At 68.7% G+C, this 22,758-nt stretch carries 21 protein-coding genes; 13 read left to right on the plus strand and 8 right to left on the minus strand.

The window, feature by feature from the left end; genetic code table 11:
• The 3 genes from ABI385_RS06625 to ABI385_RS06635 all read left to right on the plus strand — a co-directional run.
• On the plus strand, positions 1 to 227 hold a 227-nt coding region (locus ABI385_RS06625; protein WP_348102957.1), incomplete at its 5' end, for a YciI family protein.
• Positions 228 to 275: 48 nt separating this feature from the next.
• Positions 276 to 1,556: a DUF6596 domain-containing protein gene (locus ABI385_RS06630; RefSeq protein ID WP_348102958.1), complete on the plus strand. Its 1,281-nt coding sequence runs from the start codon at positions 276 to 278 to the stop codon at positions 1,554 to 1,556.
• A gap of 133 nt (positions 1,557 to 1,689) precedes the next feature.
• Positions 1,690 to 3,420, plus strand: coding sequence for a N,N-dimethylformamidase beta subunit family domain-containing protein (locus ABI385_RS06635; RefSeq protein WP_348102959.1), 1,731 nt, complete (start codon positions 1,690 to 1,692; stop codon positions 3,418 to 3,420).
• A gap of 7 nt (positions 3,421 to 3,427) precedes the next feature.
• Here ABI385_RS06635 and ABI385_RS06640 read toward each other — a convergent pair whose 3' ends face one another.
• A complete protein-coding gene (locus tag ABI385_RS06640; protein WP_348102960.1) occupies positions 3,428 to 4,165 on the minus strand; it encodes a TetR/AcrR family transcriptional regulator in 738 nt (245 codons plus the stop codon).
• A gap of 133 nt (positions 4,166 to 4,298) precedes the next feature.
• Here ABI385_RS06640 and ABI385_RS06645 point away from each other — a divergent pair, with 133 nt between their 5' ends.
• The 3 genes from ABI385_RS06645 to ABI385_RS06655 are packed head-to-tail and all read left to right on the plus strand — an operon-like array spanning position 4,299 to position 7,428.
• The gene (locus tag ABI385_RS06645; RefSeq protein WP_348102961.1) at positions 4,299 to 5,600 is read left to right on the plus strand and encodes a sugar ABC transporter substrate-binding protein; all 1,302 of its coding nucleotides are present in this window, start codon (positions 4,299 to 4,301) and stop codon (positions 5,598 to 5,600) included.
• Between the two features lie 23 nt (positions 5,601 to 5,623).
• Complete coding sequence (locus tag ABI385_RS06650) at positions 5,624 to 6,577, plus strand: sugar ABC transporter permease (protein WP_348102962.1); 954 nt, start codon at positions 5,624 to 5,626, stop codon at positions 6,575 to 6,577.
• Positions 6,574 to 7,428 (plus strand): carbohydrate ABC transporter permease, encoded by an 855-nt coding sequence (locus tag ABI385_RS06655; RefSeq protein ID WP_348102963.1) that lies wholly within the window; start codon positions 6,574 to 6,576, stop codon positions 7,426 to 7,428. The genes ABI385_RS06650 and ABI385_RS06655 overlap by 4 nt, the downstream gene beginning before the upstream one ends.
• 165 nt (positions 7,429 to 7,593) lie before the next feature.
• Here the strand turns inward: ABI385_RS06655 and ABI385_RS06660 are convergent, their stop codons facing one another.
• On the minus strand, positions 7,594 to 8,175 hold the full coding sequence (locus ABI385_RS06660) for a DUF4231 domain-containing protein (protein ID WP_348102964.1): 582 nt from the start codon (positions 8,173 to 8,175) through the stop codon (positions 7,594 to 7,596).
• Between the two features lie 145 nt (positions 8,176 to 8,320).
• Positions 8,321 to 8,926, minus strand: coding sequence for a TetR/AcrR family transcriptional regulator (locus tag ABI385_RS06665; protein WP_348102976.1), 606 nt, complete (start codon positions 8,924 to 8,926; stop codon positions 8,321 to 8,323).
• A gap of 83 nt (positions 8,927 to 9,009) precedes the next feature.
• Between ABI385_RS06665 and ABI385_RS06670 the strand changes: the two genes are divergently transcribed.
• The 5 genes from ABI385_RS06670 (at position 9,010) to ABI385_RS06690 (ending at position 16,035) form a co-directional block, all read left to right on the plus strand.
• Positions 9,010 to 9,375 carry a DsrE family protein gene (locus tag ABI385_RS06670; protein ID WP_348102965.1) on the plus strand — a complete coding sequence of 122 codons (366 nt, stop codon included), beginning with the start codon at positions 9,010 to 9,012 and terminating at the stop codon, positions 9,373 to 9,375.
• Positions 9,376 to 9,377: 2 nt separating this feature from the next.
• Entirely contained in the window at positions 9,378 to 9,962 is a 585-nt protein-coding gene (locus ABI385_RS06675) for a peroxidase-related enzyme (RefSeq protein WP_348102966.1), read from the plus strand.
• Positions 9,963 to 10,235: 273 nt separating this feature from the next.
• Complete coding sequence (locus tag ABI385_RS06680) at positions 10,236 to 11,000, plus strand: DUF2071 domain-containing protein (protein ID WP_348102967.1); 765 nt, start codon at positions 10,236 to 10,238, stop codon at positions 10,998 to 11,000.
• 159 nt (positions 11,001 to 11,159) lie between these two features.
• Positions 11,160 to 14,537, plus strand: coding sequence for a DEAD/DEAH box helicase (locus ABI385_RS06685; protein WP_348102968.1), 3,378 nt, complete (start codon positions 11,160 to 11,162; stop codon positions 14,535 to 14,537).
• A gap of 160 nt (positions 14,538 to 14,697) precedes the next feature.
• Positions 14,698 to 16,035: a glutamate decarboxylase gene (locus ABI385_RS06690; RefSeq protein WP_348102969.1), complete on the plus strand. Its 1,338-nt coding sequence runs from the start codon at positions 14,698 to 14,700 to the stop codon at positions 16,033 to 16,035.
• Positions 16,036 to 16,055: 20 nt separating this feature from the next.
• Here ABI385_RS06690 and katG read toward each other — a convergent pair whose 3' ends face one another.
• Complete coding sequence (katG, locus tag ABI385_RS06695; protein WP_348102970.1) at positions 16,056 to 18,302, minus strand: catalase/peroxidase HPI; 2,247 nt, start codon at positions 18,300 to 18,302, stop codon at positions 16,056 to 16,058.
• A gap of 176 nt (positions 18,303 to 18,478) precedes the next feature.
• Here katG and ABI385_RS06700 point away from each other — a divergent pair, with 176 nt between their 5' ends.
• Positions 18,479 to 18,664, plus strand: coding sequence for a hypothetical protein (locus tag ABI385_RS06700; protein ID WP_348102971.1), 186 nt, complete (start codon positions 18,479 to 18,481; stop codon positions 18,662 to 18,664).
• 72 nt (positions 18,665 to 18,736) lie between these two features.
• Positions 18,737 to 19,054 (plus strand): ChaB family protein, encoded by a 318-nt coding sequence (locus ABI385_RS18485; protein WP_407068237.1) that lies wholly within the window; start codon positions 18,737 to 18,739, stop codon positions 19,052 to 19,054.
• Positions 19,055 to 19,072: 18 nt separating this feature from the next.
• Here ABI385_RS18485 and ABI385_RS06710 read toward each other — a convergent pair whose 3' ends face one another.
• The 4 genes from ABI385_RS06710 to ABI385_RS06725 all read right to left on the minus strand — a co-directional run bounded on the left by ABI385_RS06710 (position 19,073) and on the right by ABI385_RS06725 (position 22,623).
• Positions 19,073 to 19,825 (minus strand): phosphatase PAP2 family protein, encoded by a 753-nt coding sequence (locus ABI385_RS06710; RefSeq protein ID WP_348102972.1) that lies wholly within the window; start codon positions 19,823 to 19,825, stop codon positions 19,073 to 19,075.
• A 110-nt stretch (positions 19,826 to 19,935) separates the two neighbouring features.
• Entirely contained in the window at positions 19,936 to 20,451 is a 516-nt protein-coding gene (locus ABI385_RS06715; protein ID WP_348102973.1) for a putative immunity protein, read from the minus strand.
• A gap of 46 nt (positions 20,452 to 20,497) precedes the next feature.
• A complete protein-coding gene (locus tag ABI385_RS06720) occupies positions 20,498 to 21,415 on the minus strand; it encodes an SDR family NAD(P)-dependent oxidoreductase (protein WP_348102974.1) in 918 nt (305 codons plus the stop codon).
• The gene (locus ABI385_RS06725; protein ID WP_348102975.1) at positions 21,412 to 22,623 is read right to left on the minus strand and encodes a zinc-dependent alcohol dehydrogenase; all 1,212 of its coding nucleotides are present in this window, start codon (positions 22,621 to 22,623) and stop codon (positions 21,412 to 21,414) included. Before ABI385_RS06725 ends, ABI385_RS06720 begins: the two co-directional genes overlap by 4 nt.
• Positions 22,624 to 22,758: the final 135 nt, after the last annotated feature.

Below are 22,758 nucleotides of genomic sequence, written 5' to 3' on the forward strand. Positions count from 1 at the left end.
GTGAGGCGTTGGCCGACCCGTCCACCTCCTCGTTGTACCGGTGGGAGGCCGGTACGCCGGTGGTCACCGACGGTCCCTACGCCGAGACCAAGGAGCACCTGGCGGGGTTCTTCCTCATCGACGTCGAAAGCCTCGATCGTGCTCAGGAGCTCGCGGCCCAGTTCTCCGGGCCGGGCGAGACGATCGAGCTGCGGTCGGCCATGTGGCCGGGCGGCGACGAGTCGTGACCCAAGCCGCGGGCTGGTTCGAGCCGATGGGAGCAGACCGACGTGGCCGTGGGCAGCACGTCACTCGATGACGTATGGCGCCGCGAGACCCCGCACGTCGTCGCAGCGCTTGCCCGCCGCCACGGCGACTTCGACGGCGCCGAGGAGGCCACCCAGGAGGCCCTTCTCGCCGCCGCCCGGCAGTGGCCCCGCGAGGGGGTTCCGGACAACCCGCGCGGCTGGCTCATCCGCGTAGCCTCCCGCCGGCTCGTCGACCAGTGGCGCAGCGACGCCGCGCGAGAGAAGCGCGAGCTCGCGGTCACCATCCAGCAGGGGACTCCTCTCCTCGTGGCTCCTGCGGCCGGCGGCGACTCGGGTGCCGAGGGCGACGACACCTTGCTGCTGCTCCTGCTCTGCTGCCACCCCGTGCTGAGCCCGCCCTCGCGGGTGGCACTGACGCTGCGGGCGGTCGGCGGCCTCTCGACCGGGCAGATCGCCGCGGCGTTTCTGGTCCCGGAGTCGACGATGGCGCAACGGATCAGCCGGGCCAAGGCGACCCTGCGCGACTCCGGCGCACGGTTCATGACACCCGACGGCGAAGCGCCTGCCGACCTGCCGGACCGGCTCGTGGCGGTGATGCACGTCCTCTACCTCGTCTTCAACGAGGGGTACGCGACCAGTCGCGGCGCTGAGCTCGTCGACGTCTCGCTCACGAAGGAGGCCATCCGGCTGGCGCGACGACTGCACGGGGCGGTTTCCGATCCTGCCAAGGGCGTCGACCGAGCCGAGGCCGCCGAGGCCGCCGGTCTGCTGGCGCTGATGCTGCTCACGGATGCGCGCCGGCCCGCCCGTATCGACGCCGCAGGCGACCTGGTCCCGCTGGAGTACCAGGACCGACGTCGCTGGGACCGCTGCGCGATCGCCGAGGGTGTCGCGCTCGTAGAGGCGGTGCTTCCGCACGGCCGGGTCGGTCCGTTCCAGCTCCAGGCCGCGATCGCGGCCGTGCACGACGAGTCTCCGACCTGGGGTGACACGGACTGGCTGCAGATCGCGATGCTCTACCGGATGCTCGCCGGGATCGCGCCCAACCCCGCCACGACCCTGGGCCTGGCTGTCGCCGTCGGCATGGCACACGGCCCAGATGCCGGCCTGGAGGTGTTGCGCCCGCTCGAGAACCGGCCGGATCTCGCGAACCACCACCGGCTGCATGCGGTTCGGGCGCACCTGCTCGATATGGCGGGTCGCCACGAAGAGGCGGTCGAGGCATACAGGCTGGCTGCTCGGCTGACCGCGAGCATTCCGGAGCAGCGCTACCTCAACGCCCGAGCGGCCTCATCCCACGCCGGTTGAGCTCGACCTCCCCCGAGACTTTCCAGCAAACTCCCAGCGTCGATTGACCGATGTTCGGCTCTTTTGCGATGGCGGCCTGGCATTGTCACTGGTATTCGCGAGGCGTGCATGGAGCGGGGTCGAAAGGATGCCGGTGGGTGGGCAGGATGGCTCTCAGCGCACGCCGGGTCCCTCGCGGCGGCGACGACGGCGACGACTGACGTTCACCGCGGTGCTGGCGCTGGCCATTGTGGCTTCGGCTGCGTTCGTGGTCAAGGGTATCGGCGCCAGGCAGGAGCCTGCGACTCCGGTCTCGGCAGCTCACGCCACCACGGCCGGCGGGGGTTCGGTCAGCGCCCTGGCGAGCCCCGTGTCGGCCGAGACCCGGACTTCAGGCCCCGCCGGAGTCCAGTCGTCTGCCTTGATCGCGGAGAACGCACAACCAGGGTCGCCGGACTGGCAGATCAGCGCGACGCCGGCGGGCGGCGGGTCGATCGCCGGCTGGGCCGACCACACCGATGCGCAGGTGGGGGACTCGGTACGCCTGTTTGTGTCGGCGACTGCGCCGTCGTTCACGGCTTCGGCATACCGGATGGGCTACTACGGCGGAGCCGGGGCGCGCCGGGTGTGGTCGTCTGCACCGACCGCTGGCGTCGTGCAGCCCCCCTGCCCGGTCACCCCGGGTGTCAACATGGTCAGCTGCGCCGGCTGGTCACCCTCTTTGACGATGCCGGTCACCTCCTCCTTCGTCCAGGGGGACTACCTGATCAAGCTGGTGGGTGCCGACGGAGCGCAGTCCTACGTCATCCTCACTGTCTGGGACCCGTCTCGATCCGCTACCTACCTGTTCGAGACCCACAGCCTCACCGAGCAGGGCTGGAACACCTACGGTGGGTTCGACTTCTACGCCGGCCACGGCCCGTGCGCTCCCGGCGTGCCGTCCTACCCGCAGTGCAACCGCGCGCGGGTCGTGTCCTTCGACCGTCCCTACGTCGACGGGTTCGGCTCGGCAGACTTCCTCTACAACGAGTACCCCCTGCTGCGGTTCATGGAACAGCACGGACTCGACGTCAGCTACGTCTCCGACATCGCCCTCGACCACGACCCGGCATTCATGTTGCAGCACAAGGCATTTCTGTCCCTGGGACATGACGAGACCTGGACCTACGCCGAACGCCAGGGGATCGAGACCGCGGCGGCACATGGCGTCAACGTGGCGTTCATGTCGGCCGCCGCGATGGTCCGCCATGCTCGGCTCCAGCCGTCGTCGATCGGACCCGACCGGCAGGAGGTCAACTACCGCAGCTCGGCCGAGGACCCCCTGGGCGCGACCGGCGACCCACATCTGGTTACCGGCAACACCTGGGACTCGCCACCCACCAGCTGGCCGACCCTGCCCCTGATCGGCGAGGCGTACTCCGGTTATCTGTTTCCCCAGTCCACGCCGGCCGACTTCGTCGTCAACGACGCGTCAGCGTGGATCTACCAGGGAACCGGCCTGCACAACGGTTCCGTCCTCCCGTCGCTCATCGGGTCCGACTTCGACCATCTGGCTCCGCGGGGGACTCCGCCCAACCTGCAGGTGCTGGGCCACTCGCCCATCCCGCTCAGCAAGGGCTTCACCGGCGGTGCCACCTGGTCGGGGGTCACCTACTCCGATATGACGTACTACACGCGACCGGACAGCAATGCCGGGATCTTCGACGCCGGCATGGTGAGCTGGATCGACGGCTTGACCCCCTGCCCTGCCGCCACCGCCGGGTGTGCGTCACCCCAGGTGCAGCAGATGACCGGCAACCTGTTGCGGCTGTTCGGGGAGGGCCCAGCCGGGCGAAACGTGCCCTCGGTCTCCAACCAGGCGACGCTCGTCCCCCCGCGGTCCTAGTCGCGTCCTAGCCGCGCCCTGGCCGGCGCGGTCCGTCGTCGACGATGCGGTCCAGCCACTCCAGCAGCAACACGTGTTCGGGAGTGGTCAGTGCGGCAGTGTGCGGAAGCGCGGCTCGCAGGCGGATCGCGGCGGTCACCGGGACGGGCGGATCCTCACCGGCGGGTGGCTCGGTCGTCACGGCGGCGATCATCGCCTCCCTGGCTAACACCGACAGAGCCTGGTCGCGCTCGTCCTCCGGCGCCCCCAGGAGAGTGAACACAGTGCCCGTCGCACCGGCCTGGATGAGCTGGGCGGCCTGCACCTCGGCGACCCGCAGCAGGCCGGCCTCGGCTACCCGCCGCACCCGCCTGCCGAGCATCTCGGTCGCGTTGACCGCAACGGGATGCGGTGTCTCGGAGCGCATCTGGGCATAGACGAGCGCATATAGGTGCGGGTGTGCCAGCCCGAAACCCACATGAGCATCCCAGCCTCGACGTATCCCCTGCACCGGGTCGGACGGCCGTTGCGGGTGCCTCGTGGCGTGGGACTTCACGTATGCCTCGAACCCCTCTGCGGCGACGGCGTCCAGCAGTCCCTGCTTGTGCCCGAAGATCCGATAGATCGTGGGGCTCTGGACGCCGGCGGCAGCGGCAACGGTGCGCGTGGAGACGGCATCGGGTCCGCCCTTCGCCAGCAGCTCGGCGGCAGCGGCTACCACCCGGTGGTGCGTCACGGCAGCGGCGTCTGAGCGGTCCGCGTCCACGTTTGGCACAGTATCCGCTGGAGTTGCGAGCCGCGATACCGGTGTTAACGTTCTTGCGTTGTCGCTGTCAACGCAACGAATTCAGCCTGCCCGCCGCGCCCCTCGGGGCCTGGCTTGAGGAGTGGAGAGCCGTATGGAGCTCAGCAGACGTCGGTTTCTCGGTGCCGCCGGCGCCCTGGGCGCAGCGGGGGCCTTGGCCGGGTGTAGCGGCTTCTCCACTGCGGCCACGAGCGACGCCACCGCGAGCACCGAGACCCTGACCTTCACCACCTGGGGGACCGATGCCGAGCTGGCTGGGTTCCGCGAGGCAATCGGCCGGTTCCAGACGGCCAACGCCGGTGCCAAAGTGTCCCTCAACGCGGTTCCGTACGCTCAGATGTTCACCAACATCGACGCCCAGCTCCAGGCGGGCAACCCGCCGGACATCTTTCGAGTGCCCTACTACACGTTCGGCAGCTATGCCGGGCGTGGCCAGCTGCTCGACCTGAGCTCGCACGTGGACAAGGCGTTCTCCGACCGGTTCACTCCCGCCGCGTGGGCGGCCGTCCAGAACAAGACCAAACCCTTCGGCGTCCCGCACCACACCGACACCTCGCTGATCCTCTACAACAAGGCCGCCCTCCAGACGGCCGGCATCACGTCAGTCCCGACCTCGATCGACCAGGCGTGGACGTGGGAGGAGTTCGCCGCGGTCGCGCAGAAGCTGCGGACATCCCTGCCGGACACCAAGTTCCCCTTCGTCTACAACTGGCAGGGCAACGGCGTCACGCGGTGGCTCAGCTGGTTGTTCGAGGCCGACGGACGGTTCCTGGCCGAGGACCTCGTCACTCCGGAGATCGCCTCGGACGCCGGGAAGGCGGCCGTGGACTTCACGGCGAGCTTCTTCCCCAAGAAGTTCGTGCCGCCCAACGCGTCGGTCAAGTCCACAACACTGGCCGCCGACATCTGGTACGCCCAGACGGCGGCAATGGCCTGGGGTGGGGCGTTCCTGATCCCGGACGCGGCCAAGAACCTGGACTTCGAATGGGGAGCGACGTTCTCACCCCGCAAGGTCCGCTCGGCCAGCGACTTCGGAGGCAACGCGCTGGTTGCGACAGCGGCCACGAAGAAGCCGGCGCTCGCCGCGTCGTTCCTCGACTTCATGACTCAAGAGGAGTCGATGCGCAACTTCTGCCAGGGCGCCTCGCTACTGCCGACGCGTCAAGACCTCAGGGCCGCGGGCATCACGTTCGCCGTCCGCCCCGAGCTGTCACCGGTGTTCATCGCTCAGGCGGGCAGCGTCCAGCCGGCCGACTCCGGCCAGGTCGCCTCTCCGTCGATGTCCAAGATCATCACCGTGCTCAAAGACCAGCTCGAGCAGGCCTTCGTCGGCGGCCAGAGCACGGACGCCACGGTGAACGGCATCGCGACCGGCATCGCCGCCGCCACGAAATGACCTCGACTCCGACGACGTCGGACATGGCATCGGACTCGGCATCGGACTCGGTGAGGGTGCAGGACGCGGCCCCGGCACCGCGCCGGCCGGCTACTCGACGCACCACACGCATACGGGGTGAGTCGCTCGCCGGGTATGCCTTCTTGTCGCCGAACCTGTTGCTGCTCAGCGTCTTCGTGTTCCTGCCGCTCGTGGGCGCCGTGACGATCAGTCTGCAGCAGACCAACGGCTTCGGCGCCGGGACCTTCATCGGGCTGGACAACTACGCACGGCTCGTCAAGGACCCGCAGTTCTGGCGAGCGACGCTCAACACCGGGCTGTTCACGGTGATCGTCACCCCGTTGTCGATGGCACTGGGCCTCGGTGTCGCGGTGCTGCTCAACTCGGTGCTTCCGGCGCGCGGTGTGTTCCGGTCGATCCTGATCGTGCCGATGGCGATCTCCGGCGTCGCCACCGCGCTGATCGGCGTACTGATCTTCGACCAGAACAGCGGCATCCTCGACAAGCTGCTGCGGTTCGTCGGACTGCCGGCGGTGCAGTGGCAGTCCGGCGGCGCCGCCGCGTTCGCGTCGGTCGTGCTCGTCACGCTGTGGTGGCGGGTCGGGTTCAACATGCTGATCTACCTGGCTGGGCTGCAGGGCCTCAACCCCGAGCTCTATGAGGCAGCCCGGCTGGACGGAGCCGGCGGGTGGCAGCAGTTCCGCTACCTGACGGTCCCGATGCTCGGTCCGTCGACGTTCTTCCTGCTGATTATGAACGTCATCTACTCCTTCCAGGTCTTCGACATCGTCTTCGTCCTGACCGGCGGAGGACCGCAGAACGCGACCTCCGTGCTCGTGACCTACGCCTACGACAACGGGTTCGTCACCCGCGACCAGGGCTATGCGGCCGCCATCGGGGTCTTCCTCCTGGTCGTCACCCTCGCCTTCACCGCTGTGCAGTGGCGGGCGAGCCGCAGCCGGGACGGTGCCGAGTGACGACCCAGACGCAGACTCAAACCCAGGTGCACCGCACCCGCCGGACCGGCAAAGCGCTGCGGCTGGCACTGGCCGTTGTTGTCTCGGCGGTCGTGCTGTTCCCGCTCTACTGGATGCTGGTCGTCGCCTTCTCCTCGCGAGCCGAGCTGCTCGGCGGCGAGCTGCGCCTGTGGCCCCGCAGCTTCACGCTCGACAACTTCCAGCGCACCCTGTCTTCGGTGCCGGTCGTGACGTGGTTCGGCAACTCAGTCGCGATCGCTCTGGTGGTCTCGGTGATCACGGTCACGGTCAGCCTGCTCGGCGGGTATGCGTTCGCGCACCTGAAGTTCCGCGGTTCCAGCATCCTGTTCCTCGTGACGCTCTCGACGCTGATGATCCCCTTACAGGTGATCATGGTGCCGTTGTTCAAGGTCGTCACTACGCTCGGGATCTACGGCAGCTACTGGGCGGTGATCCTGCCGACGGCAGCCGGGGCGTTCGGAGTGTTCCTCGCCCGCCAGTTCATCCTCGCCATCCCCCGTGACCTCCTCGAGGCCGCCCGGATCGACGGCGCCGGCAACCTGCGGATCTTCCTGCAGATCGTCCTGCCGCTGTGTAAACCGCTGGTCGCGGTCCTGTTCTTCATGAGTCTGCTGCAGACCTGGAACGACTTCGCCTGGCCGCTGATCGCCCTCAAGGCCAACCAGCTGTTCACCCTGCCCATCGGATTGCTGTACCTGCAGGGCCAGTTTGGCTCGGACTACGGCGGGACGATGGCCTTCGCCCTGCTCAACGTGACGCCGATGGTCATCCTGTTTCTGGTCTTCCAGCGCTACTTCGTGCAGGGGTTCGCACGCAGCGGAATCCGCTGACCTCGTCGCGAGATGGAGCGAGGGGCCGTGACTCGGGTCGACGGAAGGGCACACGGGGTCGTCGCCGACGAGATCCACCCGGTCGCCGAAGGGCAGTGAGCTATCGGTATAGGACTGGTGGGTCCGCGCTCAGGATCGGTAGCGCTCACCCTCTCGCGTGAGTAGTCAACCGGTGCTCGCAGGCGGTGATTGGGCCGACTTGGCCCAGGTAGTGGCTTCTCCGCTGGAGATGTCCTCAGTGCGGAGGGCCAAGAGGGCGGTGGGTTCGCCAGCGGAGTATTCGGCGATCCGGGCCTTGTAGAGGTTGATCTCCCTCGACAGCGCTGCCGCTGTGACCCGGTAACGGATCCAGTTGCTGTGAAACTGGAATAGCTGCTGAATCCCCTCGAGGACCACGATGAGAGCCCCGAGGGATCCGGTGAGACCGACCGGAGCCGCGACCCCTGCGGCCACGGGGACCGAGGCCGCCAACACCAGCTGGACGACTTTGATCCCCCAGTACATGACTCGCGCCCTGATGGCGTGTTGGTCGTACCAGTCGTACTGTCCCCGGGCCCGGGCCAGGACCTCTCCTTCAAGCGCGGCGTCCGCGCTCGAGGCGGGGGCCGCGGGCGATACGTGCGCCGCCTTGGACGTTGGTGTCGCTGCGGGTGGGGGCGCCCCAACCTCTCCGGGAGGCGGCCCTCCGGTCGGCAGGCGCGGGCGGGGATCCGTGGTCGCCGGTGAGGACGGTGGGATGTCGGTCATGGCGTGGCTTCCTGCGTGCAAAGCGTGGCGACGAGCCATCCGGTTCCCTCCCCGCGGCCCTCGAACCCGAGTATTCACCCCAACCTGACCGGTCTGCGAGGTATCGCGCAGATGGTTTTGCCCCCGGTCGTGCGCAGACTGTCGGCTACGAGACTCCGAGGCGTCTTCGGATCACGTGTCGGGCGACCTCGAGGACACCGGGGTCGTCGTGGAGCACGTAGGTGGTGTCCGCGGCGAGGATGATGCCGTTCACCTCGAAGGCCACCAGCTCTGGCTTCTCATCGGCCGCGAGTTCATGTTGCGCGATCGCGGTGTCGGCGAACTGGCGGATCAGTTCCATCAGCGCTCCCTGAAAGGCGGCGACCCGATCCTTGACGGGTCCCGGTCTCGTGCCCATCTCGAGCGCGGCGCCGGCGAAGAAGCACCCACCTGGAAACGCCCGGCGCCGCAGGTGCTCGCAGAAGGCGTCGCACAGCGCGACGAGCTGACCGACTCCCGCGGGGGCTACCAACGCGGGTGCGACGACCTCTTCTCGAAAGATGCGCCCGGCCTCCTCGACCGTCGCCAGCTGGAGGTCCTGTTTGGAGCCGAAATGAGCGTACACACCGCTCTTGCTCATGCCCGCTGCCTTTGCCAGGTTTCCGATCGAGAGCCCTTCCAGCCCGTCGATCGTGGCCATTGCCACCGACTCTCGCAGGATCACCGCTCGAGTTCGGGCGCCGTCGACGCGTGATCGTCGGTCCTCGGTCATCGTCACCGTTGACACGGTAGCACGACCGGTCGTACTGTCTATTGCGCACGAACGGTCGTGCTGAGAATGATGGAGGTCCAGTCATGACAAACAAGGCAGTCGTCAGCCTGACGACCGGTTTGGAGGATCCCGAAAAGGTCACGGTGGCGTTCCTGGTTTCCGTCGGTGCGGCCGAGCAGGGCCGCGAGACGCTGATGTTCCTGACCAAGGAAGCTGTCCGACTAGCCCTGCATGGGGTGGCCGTCGGTGTGGCCTGCGAGGGATGTCCCCCCCTGGCCGCCCTCCTTGCTCGATACGCCGAAGCCGGCGGCCGTTACCTGGTCTGCCCGATCTGCTTCGAAGCCAAAGGGCTGGACGGTGACGGGTTGATCGACGGGGCGGAACTCGGCGGAACCGCGGTCCTGTGGCAGTGGATCGGCGAGGATCCCGCCGTGACGTTCAGCTACTGACGATGTTCATCGACGTTGTTTCCGAAGATGCCGCCACGGGGGCCTTGGCCGACTACTACCGGCAGCAACGAGACGCGTGGGGCTTCCTGCCCAACTACGCCGCCGCATTCGCCGCCCGCCCTGACGTCGCGCACGCGTGGAACGTGCTCAACGCCACGATCCGTGACGGGATGGACCGGCGGCGGTTCGAGCTGGCGACGATCGCCGCGGCGCGAGCGCTCCATTCCACCTACTGCACCACCGCGCACTCGATGGTCCTGCGTGACGTATGCCAGGACGATGCCACCGTGCGGCTCATCGCCGCGGATCCGAGCGGTCAATCACTAGGGCCGGTGGACCGCGCGGTCTTTGAGTTCGCAACCAAGGTCGCAACGGACGCCGCCTCAGTAGAACAGGCCGACATCGACCGGATGCGGGCCACAGGACTATCCGATGCCGACGTGGCTGACATCGCATACGCCGCCGCCGCCCGCTCATTCTTCACCCGAGTACTCGATGCGCTCGGGGCGCAGCTCGATCCTCAGACCGCCGCCGCCTTCGTACCTGAGCTGCGCGAGTCCATGATCGTGGGACGACCGGTTGGGTGAAGCTCAAACCGTGTCCCAACCGACCCACATGCCCTAGGAGAGCCGACTTTCAGGCTCGTCGGGGCCTACCACCGGGGTAATCTCGGCCTGCTACGAAGACGGCTCGCCCAGCGCGACGCCGGTCGGCCGCGTTCGTCCCCTCACCACCGAGTCGCCGATAGGCCGCCGTTGACTGGTACTCCAATCCGCCGGCGCTCCTCATCATCGGTTGCGGCAAGGTGAATGCAGCGTCAAGGGCAGGTGCGCTTGCGGGGTTGCTGGCACAGTGGGGACATGCTGGTGCAGCCCGTGACCGCGACCGCCCCCAGCCTCAGCGGAGCGCAGATAATGAGCCAGGTCTGGAGGGACCTGACGTTCCTGCATTGGCGGGTCGCGCCGGAGGTCGTCGCCGCACTCATGCCGCCGCATACCCGGCCGGACGTCCACGACGGGTCCAGCTGGGTGGGCCTGATCCCCTTCCGGATGGTGGGCGCCGGCGTCGGCCGGGGGCCGGCGGTTCCGTGGCTCGGGTCGTTCGCCGAGACAAACGTCCGGCTGTACTCGGTCGACGAGCAGGGCAGGCGAGGCATCGTCTTCCGCACGCTCGAGGCGTCCCGGCTCGCCGTGGTGCTGGGCGCCCGGGCCGCCTTCGCGCTGCCTTACGCGTGGGCAAAGATGCAGGTCGTCGAGGCGGACGGCGTCCTGACGTACTCCTCGAACAGGCGCTGGCCCAGCCCACGGGCCGCCGCCACCCGGATCGTCGTCCGCCCCGGGGACCCGCTGCCCGCCGGCGATGTCTTGGGCGACTTCCTCACCGCGCGTTGGGGACTGCACACGCGGGCGTTCGGCCGCACGCTCTACGTCCCCAACCGCCACGAGACCTGGCCCCTGCAGCGCGCCGAGCTGCTCCACCTCGACGACGCGCTGGTCGACGTCTGCGGCCCGCCGGGGGTCAGTGCTCGCCCGCCCGACTCGGTTCTGTTCTCGCGAGGGGTCCGGACCGTGTTCGCGGTTCCCGTCGACGCCAAACGGCCGGTGACCGGTGCTGACCGCCGCTGACCGTCGCTGACCGGTGCTGACCGGTGCTGACCAGGTGCCGACCGGTGACCGGTGCTGACCCGCAGCCTCCGACCGTACCGTTGTCGGCGGCCGCACCTATGCTCGTCGCGTTCGCCAGACCAGCCCGGGAGTGCCCTTGCCCAGCACCACATCGACGCCGTGACGGCCGCGCCCGATGGCAGAGCCCCCACGTCGTGGGTGACCTGGCTCGACACGGATTACCTGCGCGTAACCCTTGGCGAAGACCCGGTTCGACGCGGCAGCGCCTACCACCGCACCGGAGCCGTCCAGTCGCTGGCCGTCTCGCGCGAGGGGCTGACGGTTCTCGCCAGCGTCCGCGGAAGCCATGGCCGCACCTACCAGACGATCGTGACCGCCGAGGCCGGCCAGACGTTCGTGCAGGGTGTGCCACCCGACTGGAGCAGCCGGTGCTCCTGCCCGATGCAGGTCGACTGCAAACACGTCGTCGCGCTCATCCTTGCGGCCCGGGAGCGACAGGAGCGGTTCACCCACCCCCCAGTCGGGCAGGCCCCGGCCTGGGAAAGCGCCCTGCGTCGGATCCTCCAACCGCCGGCGGACTCCGCGGAGTACGCACCGATCGCCCTTCAGCTCGAGGTGGTCACCGGCAAACCCAGCCGGTATGCCGGTAGCCCCCCGCCGAGCCGCAGGCTGCGGATCCGTCCGGTCACCCGAGGCAAGAACGGCGGCTGGATCCGCACCGGCATGAGCTGGCGCGACCTGGAGTACTCCTACCGCACGCCCCGCCCGGCCCCGGCCCAGCGCGAGGCCGCGCTTGCCCTCTTTCTCACGGCGCGGTCCCGCCTCGGCTACTACGGCTCCGACCAGTACGTGCACCTCGACGATCTCGGCCACGGCGCGTGGCGCCTCCTGCACGACGTCCAGCAGGCCGGCATACCCCTCGTGCGCGCCGCGGGTCAGGTGCACCTCCCCACCGAACCGGCCACCCTCGTGCTCGACGCTCGGCAACCCGGCGGGAGCGGCCAGCTGACCCTGTCGGCCAGGCTGCGGGTCCCGGGCGCCGACGGCCTGGTCGGGTTCGACGCCGGTGGGGCTGAGGTCGGGCTGGTCGGCGAACCACCGCACGGGACTGTCGTCGAGCACGAGGGCGACCTCGTGCTCGCCCGACTGGACCGGGAGCTCGAGCCCGGCCTGGGCGGGCTGCTGCGGGACGGGCAACCGCTGGTGGTGCCCGCGGCCGCGGTGCCGCAGTTCTTCGCGCGGTACTACCCGGCGCTGCGCCAGCTGGCCACGGTCGAGTCCAGCGACGGGAGTGTGACGTTCCCGCTGGTCGAGGCGCCGAAGCTCGCGGTCGCGGTGCGCTTCGAGCCGGGACATGTCACCAGCGTGCGGTGGACGTTCGCGTATGCCGTGTCCGGCCAGATCGTGCACCTGTCGGTCGTGGACCACCCGGATGCCGACCGTGCCCAAGGCCGTGCCGACGGCCGGCCCCGGGAGGACCAGCCGGCCGCCCGAGACCGGGCAGCGGAGCGCGCCCTGCTCGACAGCCTGGACGTGCTCGACGCGGTGCCGGGTCTGCGGGTCCCGGTCGACGGACACCTGCGGTTGGTGCCGGACAACCTGATCCGCGGTCTCGAGACTGCCGTCTTCGCCGCTCAGGTGCTGCCGGCCCTGCAGGACCGCGAGGACGTGCTGGTGTCGGTGGAGGGAACACCCCTGGACTACGTCGAGGTCGAGGAGGCGCCGTTGATCGCGGTGTCGGCCAGTGACTCCTCCAGTGACTCCGGTGACGGCGTCGGGACAGACTGGTTCGACCTCGGCATCACCGTGTCGGTCGGCGACGAGGAGGTGCCCTTCGGTCCCCTGTTCGCCGCGCTGGCCGGTGGCGATGCTCACCTCATCCTCGACAGCGGGACATTTTTCAGCCTGGACCGACCTGAGCTGCGTGCGCTCGCGCGGCTCATCGAGGAAGCCCGCTCACTACAGGACCGCGCGTCGCCGGGCTTGCGCCTGACCCGCTGGCACGCCGGCCTGTGGGAGGAGCTCGTCGAGCTCGGGGTGGTAGCCCACCAGAGCGAGCGGTGGACGCAGACCGCAGGCGCACTGCTCGACCTGACCTCGATCCCGACGCCGGACGCCCCGGTGAGCCTCGAAGCGGAGCTGCGTGACTACCAGCGCGAGGGCTACCACTGGCTCTCGCTGCTGTGGGACCACCAGCTGGGCGGTGTTCTCGCCGACGACATGGGCCTGGGCAAGACTTTGCAGACGCTCGCGATGGCGACCCGGGCAGTGGAGCTCGGGACCTTGACCCCGCAGGCTCCGCTGCTCATCGTCGCGCCGACGAGCGTGGTCTCGACGTGGCAGCGGGAAGCCGCCCGGTTCTGTCCCGAGCTTCAGGTGACGACGGTGACCGAGACGTCGAAGCGGCGCGCTCGGACGCTGTCCGAGACCGTCGAGGGTGCTCATCTGGTGGTCACCTCGTTCGCGATCCTGCGCCTCGACGAGGACCGTTGGCGCGAGCTGCCGTGGGGCGGGCTGGTCCTCGACGAAGCGCAGTTCGTGAAGAACTACCAGGCCAAGACCTACCAGGTGGCGCGCCGACTCCCGGCCCCGTTCAAGCTGGCCATCACCGGCACGCCCCTGGAGAACTCCCTCATGGACCTGTGGGCGCTGCTGTCCATCGTGGCCCCGGGTCTGTTCCCCAACCCGCAGCGGTTCACCGAGCTCTACCGCCGTCCGATCGAAAGCGGTCAGTCACCGGAGCTGCTCGCGGCGCTGCGTCGCCGCATCCGTCCGCTTATGCTGCGCCGCACCAAGGAGGAGGTCGCTGCGGACCTGCCGCCCAAGATCGAGCAGGTGCTCAGCGTCACCCTCAACCCGCAGCATCAGCGCATCTACCAGACCCGACTGCAACGCGAACGCCAACGCGTGCTCGGCATGCTCGACGACGTCAACCGCAACCGCATCGCGATTCTCAGCTCCCTGACGGTGCTGCGCCAGCTCAGTCTTGACGTCTCGCTTGTCGACGAGTCGTTGGGCGGCACGGTGCGCTCGAGCAAGATCGACGCGCTCCTGGAGAACCTCGCGGAGGTGGTGGCCGAGGGTCACCGGGTGTTGGTCTTCAGCCAGTTCACCCGTTTCCTACGCCTGGTCCGCGACCGGCTGAGCGACGAGGGCATCGCGCACGTCTACCTCGACGGGCGCACCCGGAACCGGGACGCTCGGATCGCCGAGTTCACCCGAGGAGACGCGCCGGTGTTCCTCATCAGCCTGAAGGCGGGGGGCTCCGGGCTCACTCTGACCGAGGCCGACTACGTCTTCGTCCTCGACCCGTGGTGGAACCCCGCCACCGAAGCCCAGGCCGTCGACCGCGCACACCGGATCGGACAGGACAAGACCGTCATGGTCTACCGGATGGTCGCCGAGGGCACCATCGAGGAGAAGGTGGTGGCGCTCCAGGAGCGCAAGAGAGACCTGTTCGCGCGGGTCGTCGAGGCCGACGGGCTGCTGGGCGCCCCGCTCAGCGCAGACGACATCCGGGGCCTGCTCGACCCCTGATGCAGTCGAACAGGAGTTGGTCGTGGTTCGACCCTCTGGCGGGTCCGGATCGCGACCAACTCCCGTTCGACGGCCCTCCCACACCGCTGTCTACGATGCTGTCGTGGCTCTTCACCGCGGTTCCGCCAGCCCGTCGAGCGCTGGCCGTTCATCGAATCCCATGGTCACAGAGGCCAACCCCGCGTTCGGGCAGCGCCTGGAACCGCCGAAGAGCCGGCTGGCTGCGGACCCCGTCCCGGCAGACGTGGCATACCAGCTCATCCACGACGAGCTGGCGCTGGACGGCAGCGCCCGTCTCAACCTCGCGACGTTCGTGACCACCTGGATGGAACCTCAGGCGGGTCGACTGATGGCCGAGTCGGTCGACAAGAACATGATTGACAAGGACGAGTACCCACAGACGGCCGAGCTCGAACGCCGTTGCGTCGCAATCCTCGCCGATCTCTGGCATGCGCCACAGCCGGATAACGCGACGGGTTGTTCGACGACAGGGTCGAGTGAGGCGTGCATGCTCGCTGGGCTCGCCTTGAAGCGCCGCTGGGCTTCCCGGGTCGACGACCCCGCCAGGAAACCGAACCTGGTGATGGGCGCCAACGTGCAGGTGTGCTGGGAGAAGTTCTGCCGGTACTGGGACGTCGAGCCGCGGATCGTCCCGATGAGCGGCGACCGGTTCCACCTCGACGCGGCGTCGGCAGTGGAGCGCTGCGACGAGGACACGATCGGCGTCGTCGCCATTCTCGGGTCGACGTTCGACGGCAGCTACGAGCCGGTCGCGCAGATCGCTGCCGCGCTCGACGACCTCGCCGTTGGCGGCGGACCCGATGTGCCCATCCACGTCGACGGCGCCTCCGGGGGGATGGTCGCGCCATTCCTGGACCCCGACCTGCAGTGGGACTTCGCCGTGCCCCGGGTGGCATCGATCAACACGTCGGGACACAAGTACGGGCTGGTGTATCCGGGGGTCGGCTGGGTGCTGTGGCGTGACCAAGACTGCCTGCCGAGGGAGCTGGTGTTCACCGTCAACTACCTCGGAGGGGAGATGCCGACCTTCGCCCTGAACTTCTCCCGCCCGGGATCAGAGGTCATCGCCCAGTACTACACGTTCTTCCGGCTGGGGCGATCTGGATACACCGCCGTCCAACAGTCCGCCCGCGATGTGGCCACCTACCTCAGTGGGCACATCGACCAGATGGACCAGTTCCGCCTCATCACCCGCGGCGACGCGCTGCCCGTCTTCGCGTTCACCACTACCGAGGCGGCCGTCGGCTGGGACGTCTTCGCGGTCTCGAGGGCAGTTCGCGAACGAGGCTGGCAGGTCCCCGCGTACACCTTCCCCGCCGACCGCGAGGACCTCGCCGTGCTTCGCGTGGTCTGTCGCAACGGGTTCAGCCACGACCTCGCCGAGAGCTTCCTCGCCGACCTGAAAGCCGCGGTCGACCAGCTCGACGCCGACAGCAGCGCACCGACGACGAGCGGGCCGGCCGGCTTCCACCACTGATCGGCGTCAAGCCGCGGCCCTCAGGTCAGGTCGTAACGGTCACCCATCATCACCGTGTCCCAGGCGGCAACGAAGTCGCGGACGAACTTCTCCTGCGCGTCGTCGCTCGCGTAGACCTCGGCGAGAGCCCGCAGCTCCGAGTTCGACCCGAACACCAAGTCGGACCGAGTCCCGGTCCAGCGCACCTGGCCGGAGGAGAGGTCGCGAGCCTCGAACGAGTCGGAGTCGTCCTCGATTGACGACCACACCGTGTCCATGCCGAGCAGGTTGGTGAAGAAGTCGTTGGACAAGGTGCCTACCCGATCGGTGAGCACCCCGGCGCTCGAGTCGCCTGCGTTGGCGCCGAGGACCCGCAGACCGCCGACGAGGACCGTCATCTGAGGGGCGGTCAGGCCGAGCAGGTTGGCCCTGTCGACGAGCAGGTACTCGCCGGGAAGCCGGTCGCCCTTGCCGAGGTAGTTGCGGAACCCGTCGGCCTTCGGCTCGAGGTAGCCGACCGACTCGACATCGGTCTGCTCCTGCGAGGCGTCGGTCCGGCCAGGCGTGAACGGCACGGTGACGTCGAACCCGCCGTCCCGAGCGGCCTTTTCGACCGCGGCGCACCCCGCGAGAACGATGAGGTCGGCGAGCGAGATGCGGATGCCGCGACCGGCAAGGTCCGCCTGAACGCCCTCGAGGGAGCGCAGAACCTGAGCCAGCTGCGCCGGGTCGTTGACCTCCCAGCCGCTCTGTGGCTCGAGGCGGATCCGGGCGCCGTTGGCCCCCCCACGCTTGTCGCTGGTCCGGAACGTCGAGGCCGAAGCCCACGCCGTCGCGACGAGCTGCGGCACCGTGAGGCCGGTGTCGAGCACGGCCTGCTTGGCCGCGGCAATCCCGTCGGCGTCGACGACCTCGTGCTCCGGCGCCGGAACCGGGTCCTGCCACAGCAGCTCCTCCTGCGGGACCCACGGCCCGAGGTATCGCTGGATCGGACCCATGTCACGGTGGGTCAGCTTGAACCACGCCCGGGCGAAGGCGTCCGCGAACTGGTCGGGGTTCTCGTGGAAACGCCGCGAGATCTGCTCGTAGACCGGGTCGACCCGCAGCGACAGGTCGGTCGTCAGCATCGTCGGTGGGCGGGTCAGCTCGCCGCTCGCCGGGTCGGGGACGGTGTTGGCGCCGCCGCCGTCCTTGGGCTGCCACTGGCTGGCCCCGGCGGGGCTTGCGGTCAGCTCCCACTCGTAGCCGAAGAGGTTGTCGAAGTAGCTGTTGCTCCACCGGGTGGGCGTCGCGGTCCAGGTGACCTCGAGCCCGCTGGTGATCGCGTCGCGACCCTTGCCCGACGCATACGAGCTCTGCCAGCCGAGCCCCTGCTCGACCAGGCCGGCGCTTTCCGGTTCCGGGCCGACGTGCGGCTTGGGGTGGGCAGCGCCGTGGGCCTTGCCGAACGTGTGGCCGCCGGCGATGAGGGCGACGGTCTCTTCATCGTTCATCGCCATCCGGGCGAAGGTCTGCCGGATCTCCGATGCCGCAGCCAGCGGGTCCGGGTGCCCGTCGGGGCCCTCGGGGTTGACGTAGATCAGCCCCATCTGCGACGCGCCGAGTGGGGCGTCCAGCCGCTGCTGCGCGTCGTGCCGGTCGTCACCGAGCCAGGTGAGCTCGGGACCCCAGTACACGTCCTCGTCCGGCTCCCACACGTCGGCCCGACCGCCGGCATACCCGAAGGTCGTAAAGCCCATCGTCTCCAGCGCCCTGTTCCCCGCGAGGACCATCAGGTCCGGCCAGGAGAGCGACCGACCGTACTTCTTCTTCACCGGCCAGAGCAGCCGGCGTGCCTTGTCCAGGTTGGCGTTGTCCGGCCAGCTGTTGAGCGGGGCGAACCGCTGCATACCGGCGCCGGTGCCACCACGGCCGTCGGTGACCCGGTAGGTGCCTGCGCTGTGCCACGCCATCCGGATCATCAGCCCGCCGTAGTGGCCGAAGTCGGCCGGCCACCAGTCCTGCGAGGTGGTCAGCAAGGCGTCGAGGTCCGCGACGACCGCGTCGAGGTCGAGGGTCGCGAACGCGGCGGCGTAGTCGAAGTCGCCCCCCATCGGGTTGGCCTCGGCCGGGTGCTTGCGCAGGATCTTGAGGTTCAGTTGGTTGGGCCACCAGTCGGCGTTGCCGCCGTTCTCGGTGGGGTGCTTGAACTGGCCACCGGCAACCGGACAGCCGCCCGCAGCCTCCTGGTTCATGTCGCGTTCGGTGGTGATGTCGTCGGTCCCGTGTGTCGCCGTGCTGTTGCTCATCGCTGTCCTTCCGCTCTCCGCATGTTGCTCGATGTCGGTCGTGATCCCGCTACGAGTTTGTCGCTGATTCTGGAACGAGTCAAGAAACCGCTCACTCTGATCTGTCGCCGGGTTGCCTCCACCGGCGCGGTGGGAGAGGCTCGCAGGACACGAGTCGCAAGGAAGCGAGCCAACCCATGACGGACCAGATCTCAGACAGTGGCGACCCGCAGAAGGGAGCCGACGCCGTGCCGGACGAGTCCGAGGGTGGCAAGGGGGTGGGTCTGACGATGAGCGACGAGCCCAACTCGTTCGAACCCGAGGAAGACCCGGAAGCCGCCATCGAAGCCAGCTCCGAAACAGGTCCCGCGGGCGACGACTGAAGCCACCCGCTGGCCCGGGAAGGAGCGACGATTCCGAATGCGACGAAGAGCGGCAAAGCCAAGAAGAGCACGTTGCAGCGCTCGGGCGCCAAGGCCCAGCAGACCTTCGCCGAGACATATCACTCGGCAGTCGACCAGTACGAGGACGAGCGGCGCGCTCACCAGGTGGCGTTCGCATCGCTCAAGCACACCCACGAGAAGGTCGGCGACCACTGGGAGCCCAAGGACGAGTACGGCCCGTCCGACGACGAGCTGGCCGAGGACCTCGTCGGTCGTATGCACGAGCCGCCAGATTTGCTCGTCACGGGCGCAGGCCCGCCGCTGGATGGGCGGAGGGACGTAGGCGCCCTGGGGTCATCGATCACCGTGCCGGGCCTCAGCCAGCACTAAAAAGCCGCGGAGCTCACATCAGGTCGCCGCTCCTGGCGCCCTTCTCTGCCGCGTGGAGCGCCGAAGACGCCCGAGGACGATCACCCACAGCGCCGACGTCACCCCGGTGAGGGCCGCACCAGCCAGGACGTCGAGAACGTAGTGGTTTCCCGTTGCGAGCACGACCACGGCGGTGGCTGCCGGGAAGAGCCACACCAGCCACGACGCCCACTGGTGACGGCGTCGGAGCACCGACCACGATGCAAGCGCGCACCACGTAGTCCACGCGATGTGCATGCTCGGCATCGCCGCGAGCACGTTCACTCCCGCTCGAGGCACCCCCGCTGCGGCACCACCGAGGACGTCCGTGTTGGCGATGTAGTCCACGATGCCCGGCTGGGCGAAGCGCGGCGGGCTCATGGGCAGGAGCCACACCAACGGCAGATCGAGCAGGGTGACTGCGATCAGCACGGCACGCCACCGGCGATAGCTGTCCGACGAAACGTAGAGCCACACCAAGGTCACCGGGACGGCAAGGAGGCACAGTCGGTAGAAGTAGCCCGTCGCATACATCAAGGTCGTGTGGTTGAGCATCGCCCCGTTGGAGGAACTCTCGACGGCAATGTGCAGACTCTGTTCGACTCGCTGGACGACGAGCGCGTTCCTGGTGGCCGCCGGGTTGCCACGGTCGAACGCCGCGCGAGCCAGGCCGAACCCGAGATACCCACCAACGAGCAACGGCAGCTCGAGATACCAACGCGGCCGCTGTGGCCGGCCGCTCGTCAGAGGCATACCCAGGATTGTCGCCCGTCAGGACCGGTGTGCCGTGACGTGACGCAGACGTCCCCGGTCGCGTCTTGGCGATCGTCGTGCACGGTGGTGCGCGCCACGACAGGGGCGGCTCAGCCTTCGAACACGGACCAGCAGATGTCGTTCCGCAACCGTTGGTCGTCGAGGACGAGCTCGCGAACCGCGTCCGGGAGCTGGTTTCGCTGCCACTGGCACTCGAGCCGCCCCGCCGCCTCGCCTTCGCCATTTGGCGCGGCAGCCCGAACAGCCTTGATCGCGTATGCGGCGGCACCCAGATCGTGAGCAGCGACGTGCGCGACGCACGCTGCCTGCCCGGCGGCATAGGCGGCATACCGGGCGGCGCCCCGCAGGTTTCTGGCTGCGCCCATCGCATGACCGCCGGCCGCTCGGGCCTGCATCATCCTGACCTCCCCGTGCACCCAGGCGCGGGCCTGCTCGATCGCCTCACGTGGTCGCGGGTCCTCAGGCTTGCCCGACTCGAAGAGCGCGAGGACGTGCTCCGCACAGTCTGCCGACCACAGCGCGAGGAGATGGTGATCGGCATCGGTCAGAGTCCCACCCCGGCGGACGGTCACGAGACGAGGGTCCCGTCTCTGCGGGAGGATCACGTCGCCACTCTCTCTTCGTGCCCCTCGTCCTGGTGGCCGCCGACGGTCAGCTGCGGTCGATGTCCGGTGGGGTGAGTGAATGGAGGTCTGGCTGCCCGAGGGGGTGGAGGACGTTGCCTTCCGTGTTGGCGACGGTTTCGGAGGCCAGGGCAAAACGGGTCATCAGCGGGGTGACGAGGGCGTCGTAGAGGGCGGGAAACAGCCGGAACCCGAGCACGATCAGGGGGTTGGCGATGCCCACGTTGTTTTCGCGCCGGGGTTGGCGCAGGCAGGAGATGACGGCGTCGGCGACCCGGTCGGGGGTGACTGCCGGCGGCGGCGGACTGCCATGCCGGTTCAGGTACGTCCCGGCCAACCGGTAGATGGGGGTGTCGACCCCGCCGGGGCTGACGAGGGAGATGTGGATGTCCGGGGTGGTCCGCGCCTCGATCTGCAGGGTGCGGACCAGGCCGTGCAGGCCCCATTTGGCGGTGACGTAGGAGCTCATCGTGGGGACAGCGATCTTGCCGACGACCGAGCCGACGAACACCAGGTTGCCGCGCCGTCCGGCGAACGAGGTCAACGCGGCACGGGCCACTTTCGCCGACCCGCCCAGGGTCGTGTTCACGGCGGTTTCCCACACGTCGGCTGGGACGTCCTCGAAGCGGCCGTAGGCCAGGACCGCCGCGCAGTGCACGACCTCGTCGACTCGCGTGTAGGCCTGCTCGGCCGCCTGGAACAGCTCGCCGACACGGCCGGCGTCGGTGACGTCGACGCTCCGGACGAGGGTCTGCGCACCCTGGGCGCGGCACTGCCTGGCGACTCGTTCGAGCGGCGCCAACGCCCGGGCGGCGAGGACGAGTGCGGTCCCCGGCTCCGCGAGCTTGAGGGCGACGCTGCGGCCGATACCGCTGGAGGCGCCGGTGATGAGCACGACCCGTGTCGGTCGGGTCGCGGGCCCGGCGGGGCGTCGAGGGCTGGTCATGGTTGCAGCACCACTTTCAGGCATCCGTCGGTCTTCGCCTGGAACATGGCGTATGCCTCTGGGGCGTCCTGCAGTGGCAGGACGTGGGTGGCCAGCTGTCCGACACCCAGAGGGTCGGTGTCGTCCAGGACAAGGGGGAGGATGTCGTCACTCCACCGGTGGACGTGGCACTGACCCATCCGCAGCTGCAGGCCACGGTCGAACATCTCCATCATGGGCATCGGGTCGACCTCGCCGCCATAGACGCCGCTGACGGAGACGGTCCCGCCCCGGCGGGTTCCCTTGATGGCCGTGTTCAGTGCGTTGAGCCGGTCGACCGCGAACCGGTCGATCAGCGGTCTCGCGAGCACGTCCGGGAGCATCCCTACGGCTGTCTGAGCGGCCTTGGCGCCCGGGGAACCGTGCGCCTCCATCCCGACCGCGTCGATGACAGCGTCAGCACCGCGTCCCGACGTCAGATCCAACAACGCCGACGCCACCCCATCAGAGCTGTCGGAGCCACCTCTCTCGTCGACGTCGGTCAGGTCGACGACCTCACAGCCCCAATCGCGAGCCAGCTGCAGCCGCTCGGGCACCAGGTCCACCCCGATCACCCGCTCCACACCCAGGTGACGGGCGATCCGGACAGCCAGCTGACCCACCGGGCCCAGACCGAGGACGGCCAGCGTCCCGCCGGCGGGGACATCGGCATACTGCACCGCCTGCCAGGCGGTCGGCAGGATGTCGGACAGGTAGAGGAACCGCTCGTCGGGTGGCCCGTCCGGGATCTTGATCGGTCCGAACTGAGCCTGCGGAACCCGCAGATACTGTGCCTGCCCTCCGGGGACGGACCCGTACAACGAGGTATACCCGAAAAGGGCCGCCCCCTTGCCCGCTGCTCGGACCTGAGTGGTCTCGCACTGCGCGTACAGCTGCCGGTCGCACATGAAACAGCTGCCGCAGGAGATGTTGAACGGCAACACGACCCGGTCACCCGGTCGGATGTGCGTCACCTCCTCACCGACCTCTTCCACGACGCCCATCGCCTCGTGACCGAGGATGTCGCCGGGACTCAGGTAGGCCCCCAGGACCTCGTAGAGATGCAGGTCGGAACCGCAGATCGCCGTCGACGTCACCCGGACGATCGCATCGGTCGGTTCCTCGAGAACCGGGTCCGGCACCTCCTCTACCCGCACATCCCGCTTGCCCTGCCACGTCAACGCCTTCATTGCCGGTCGCCTCTCCAGTTCGTCAAGTCACCTCGCCCGGAATCCGGGAGCGGGTCTGGCTGCAGCCCACCAACAGCCACGTCTTCGAATGGTGTACCCAGCCGAGACCACCTCCAGACAGACGCCGCACATCGG

Origin of the sequence: Lapillicoccus sp., from assembly GCF_039935575.1 — a bacterium.
Classification (GTDB): Bacteria; Actinomycetota; Actinomycetes; order Actinomycetales; family Dermatophilaceae; genus Lapillicoccus.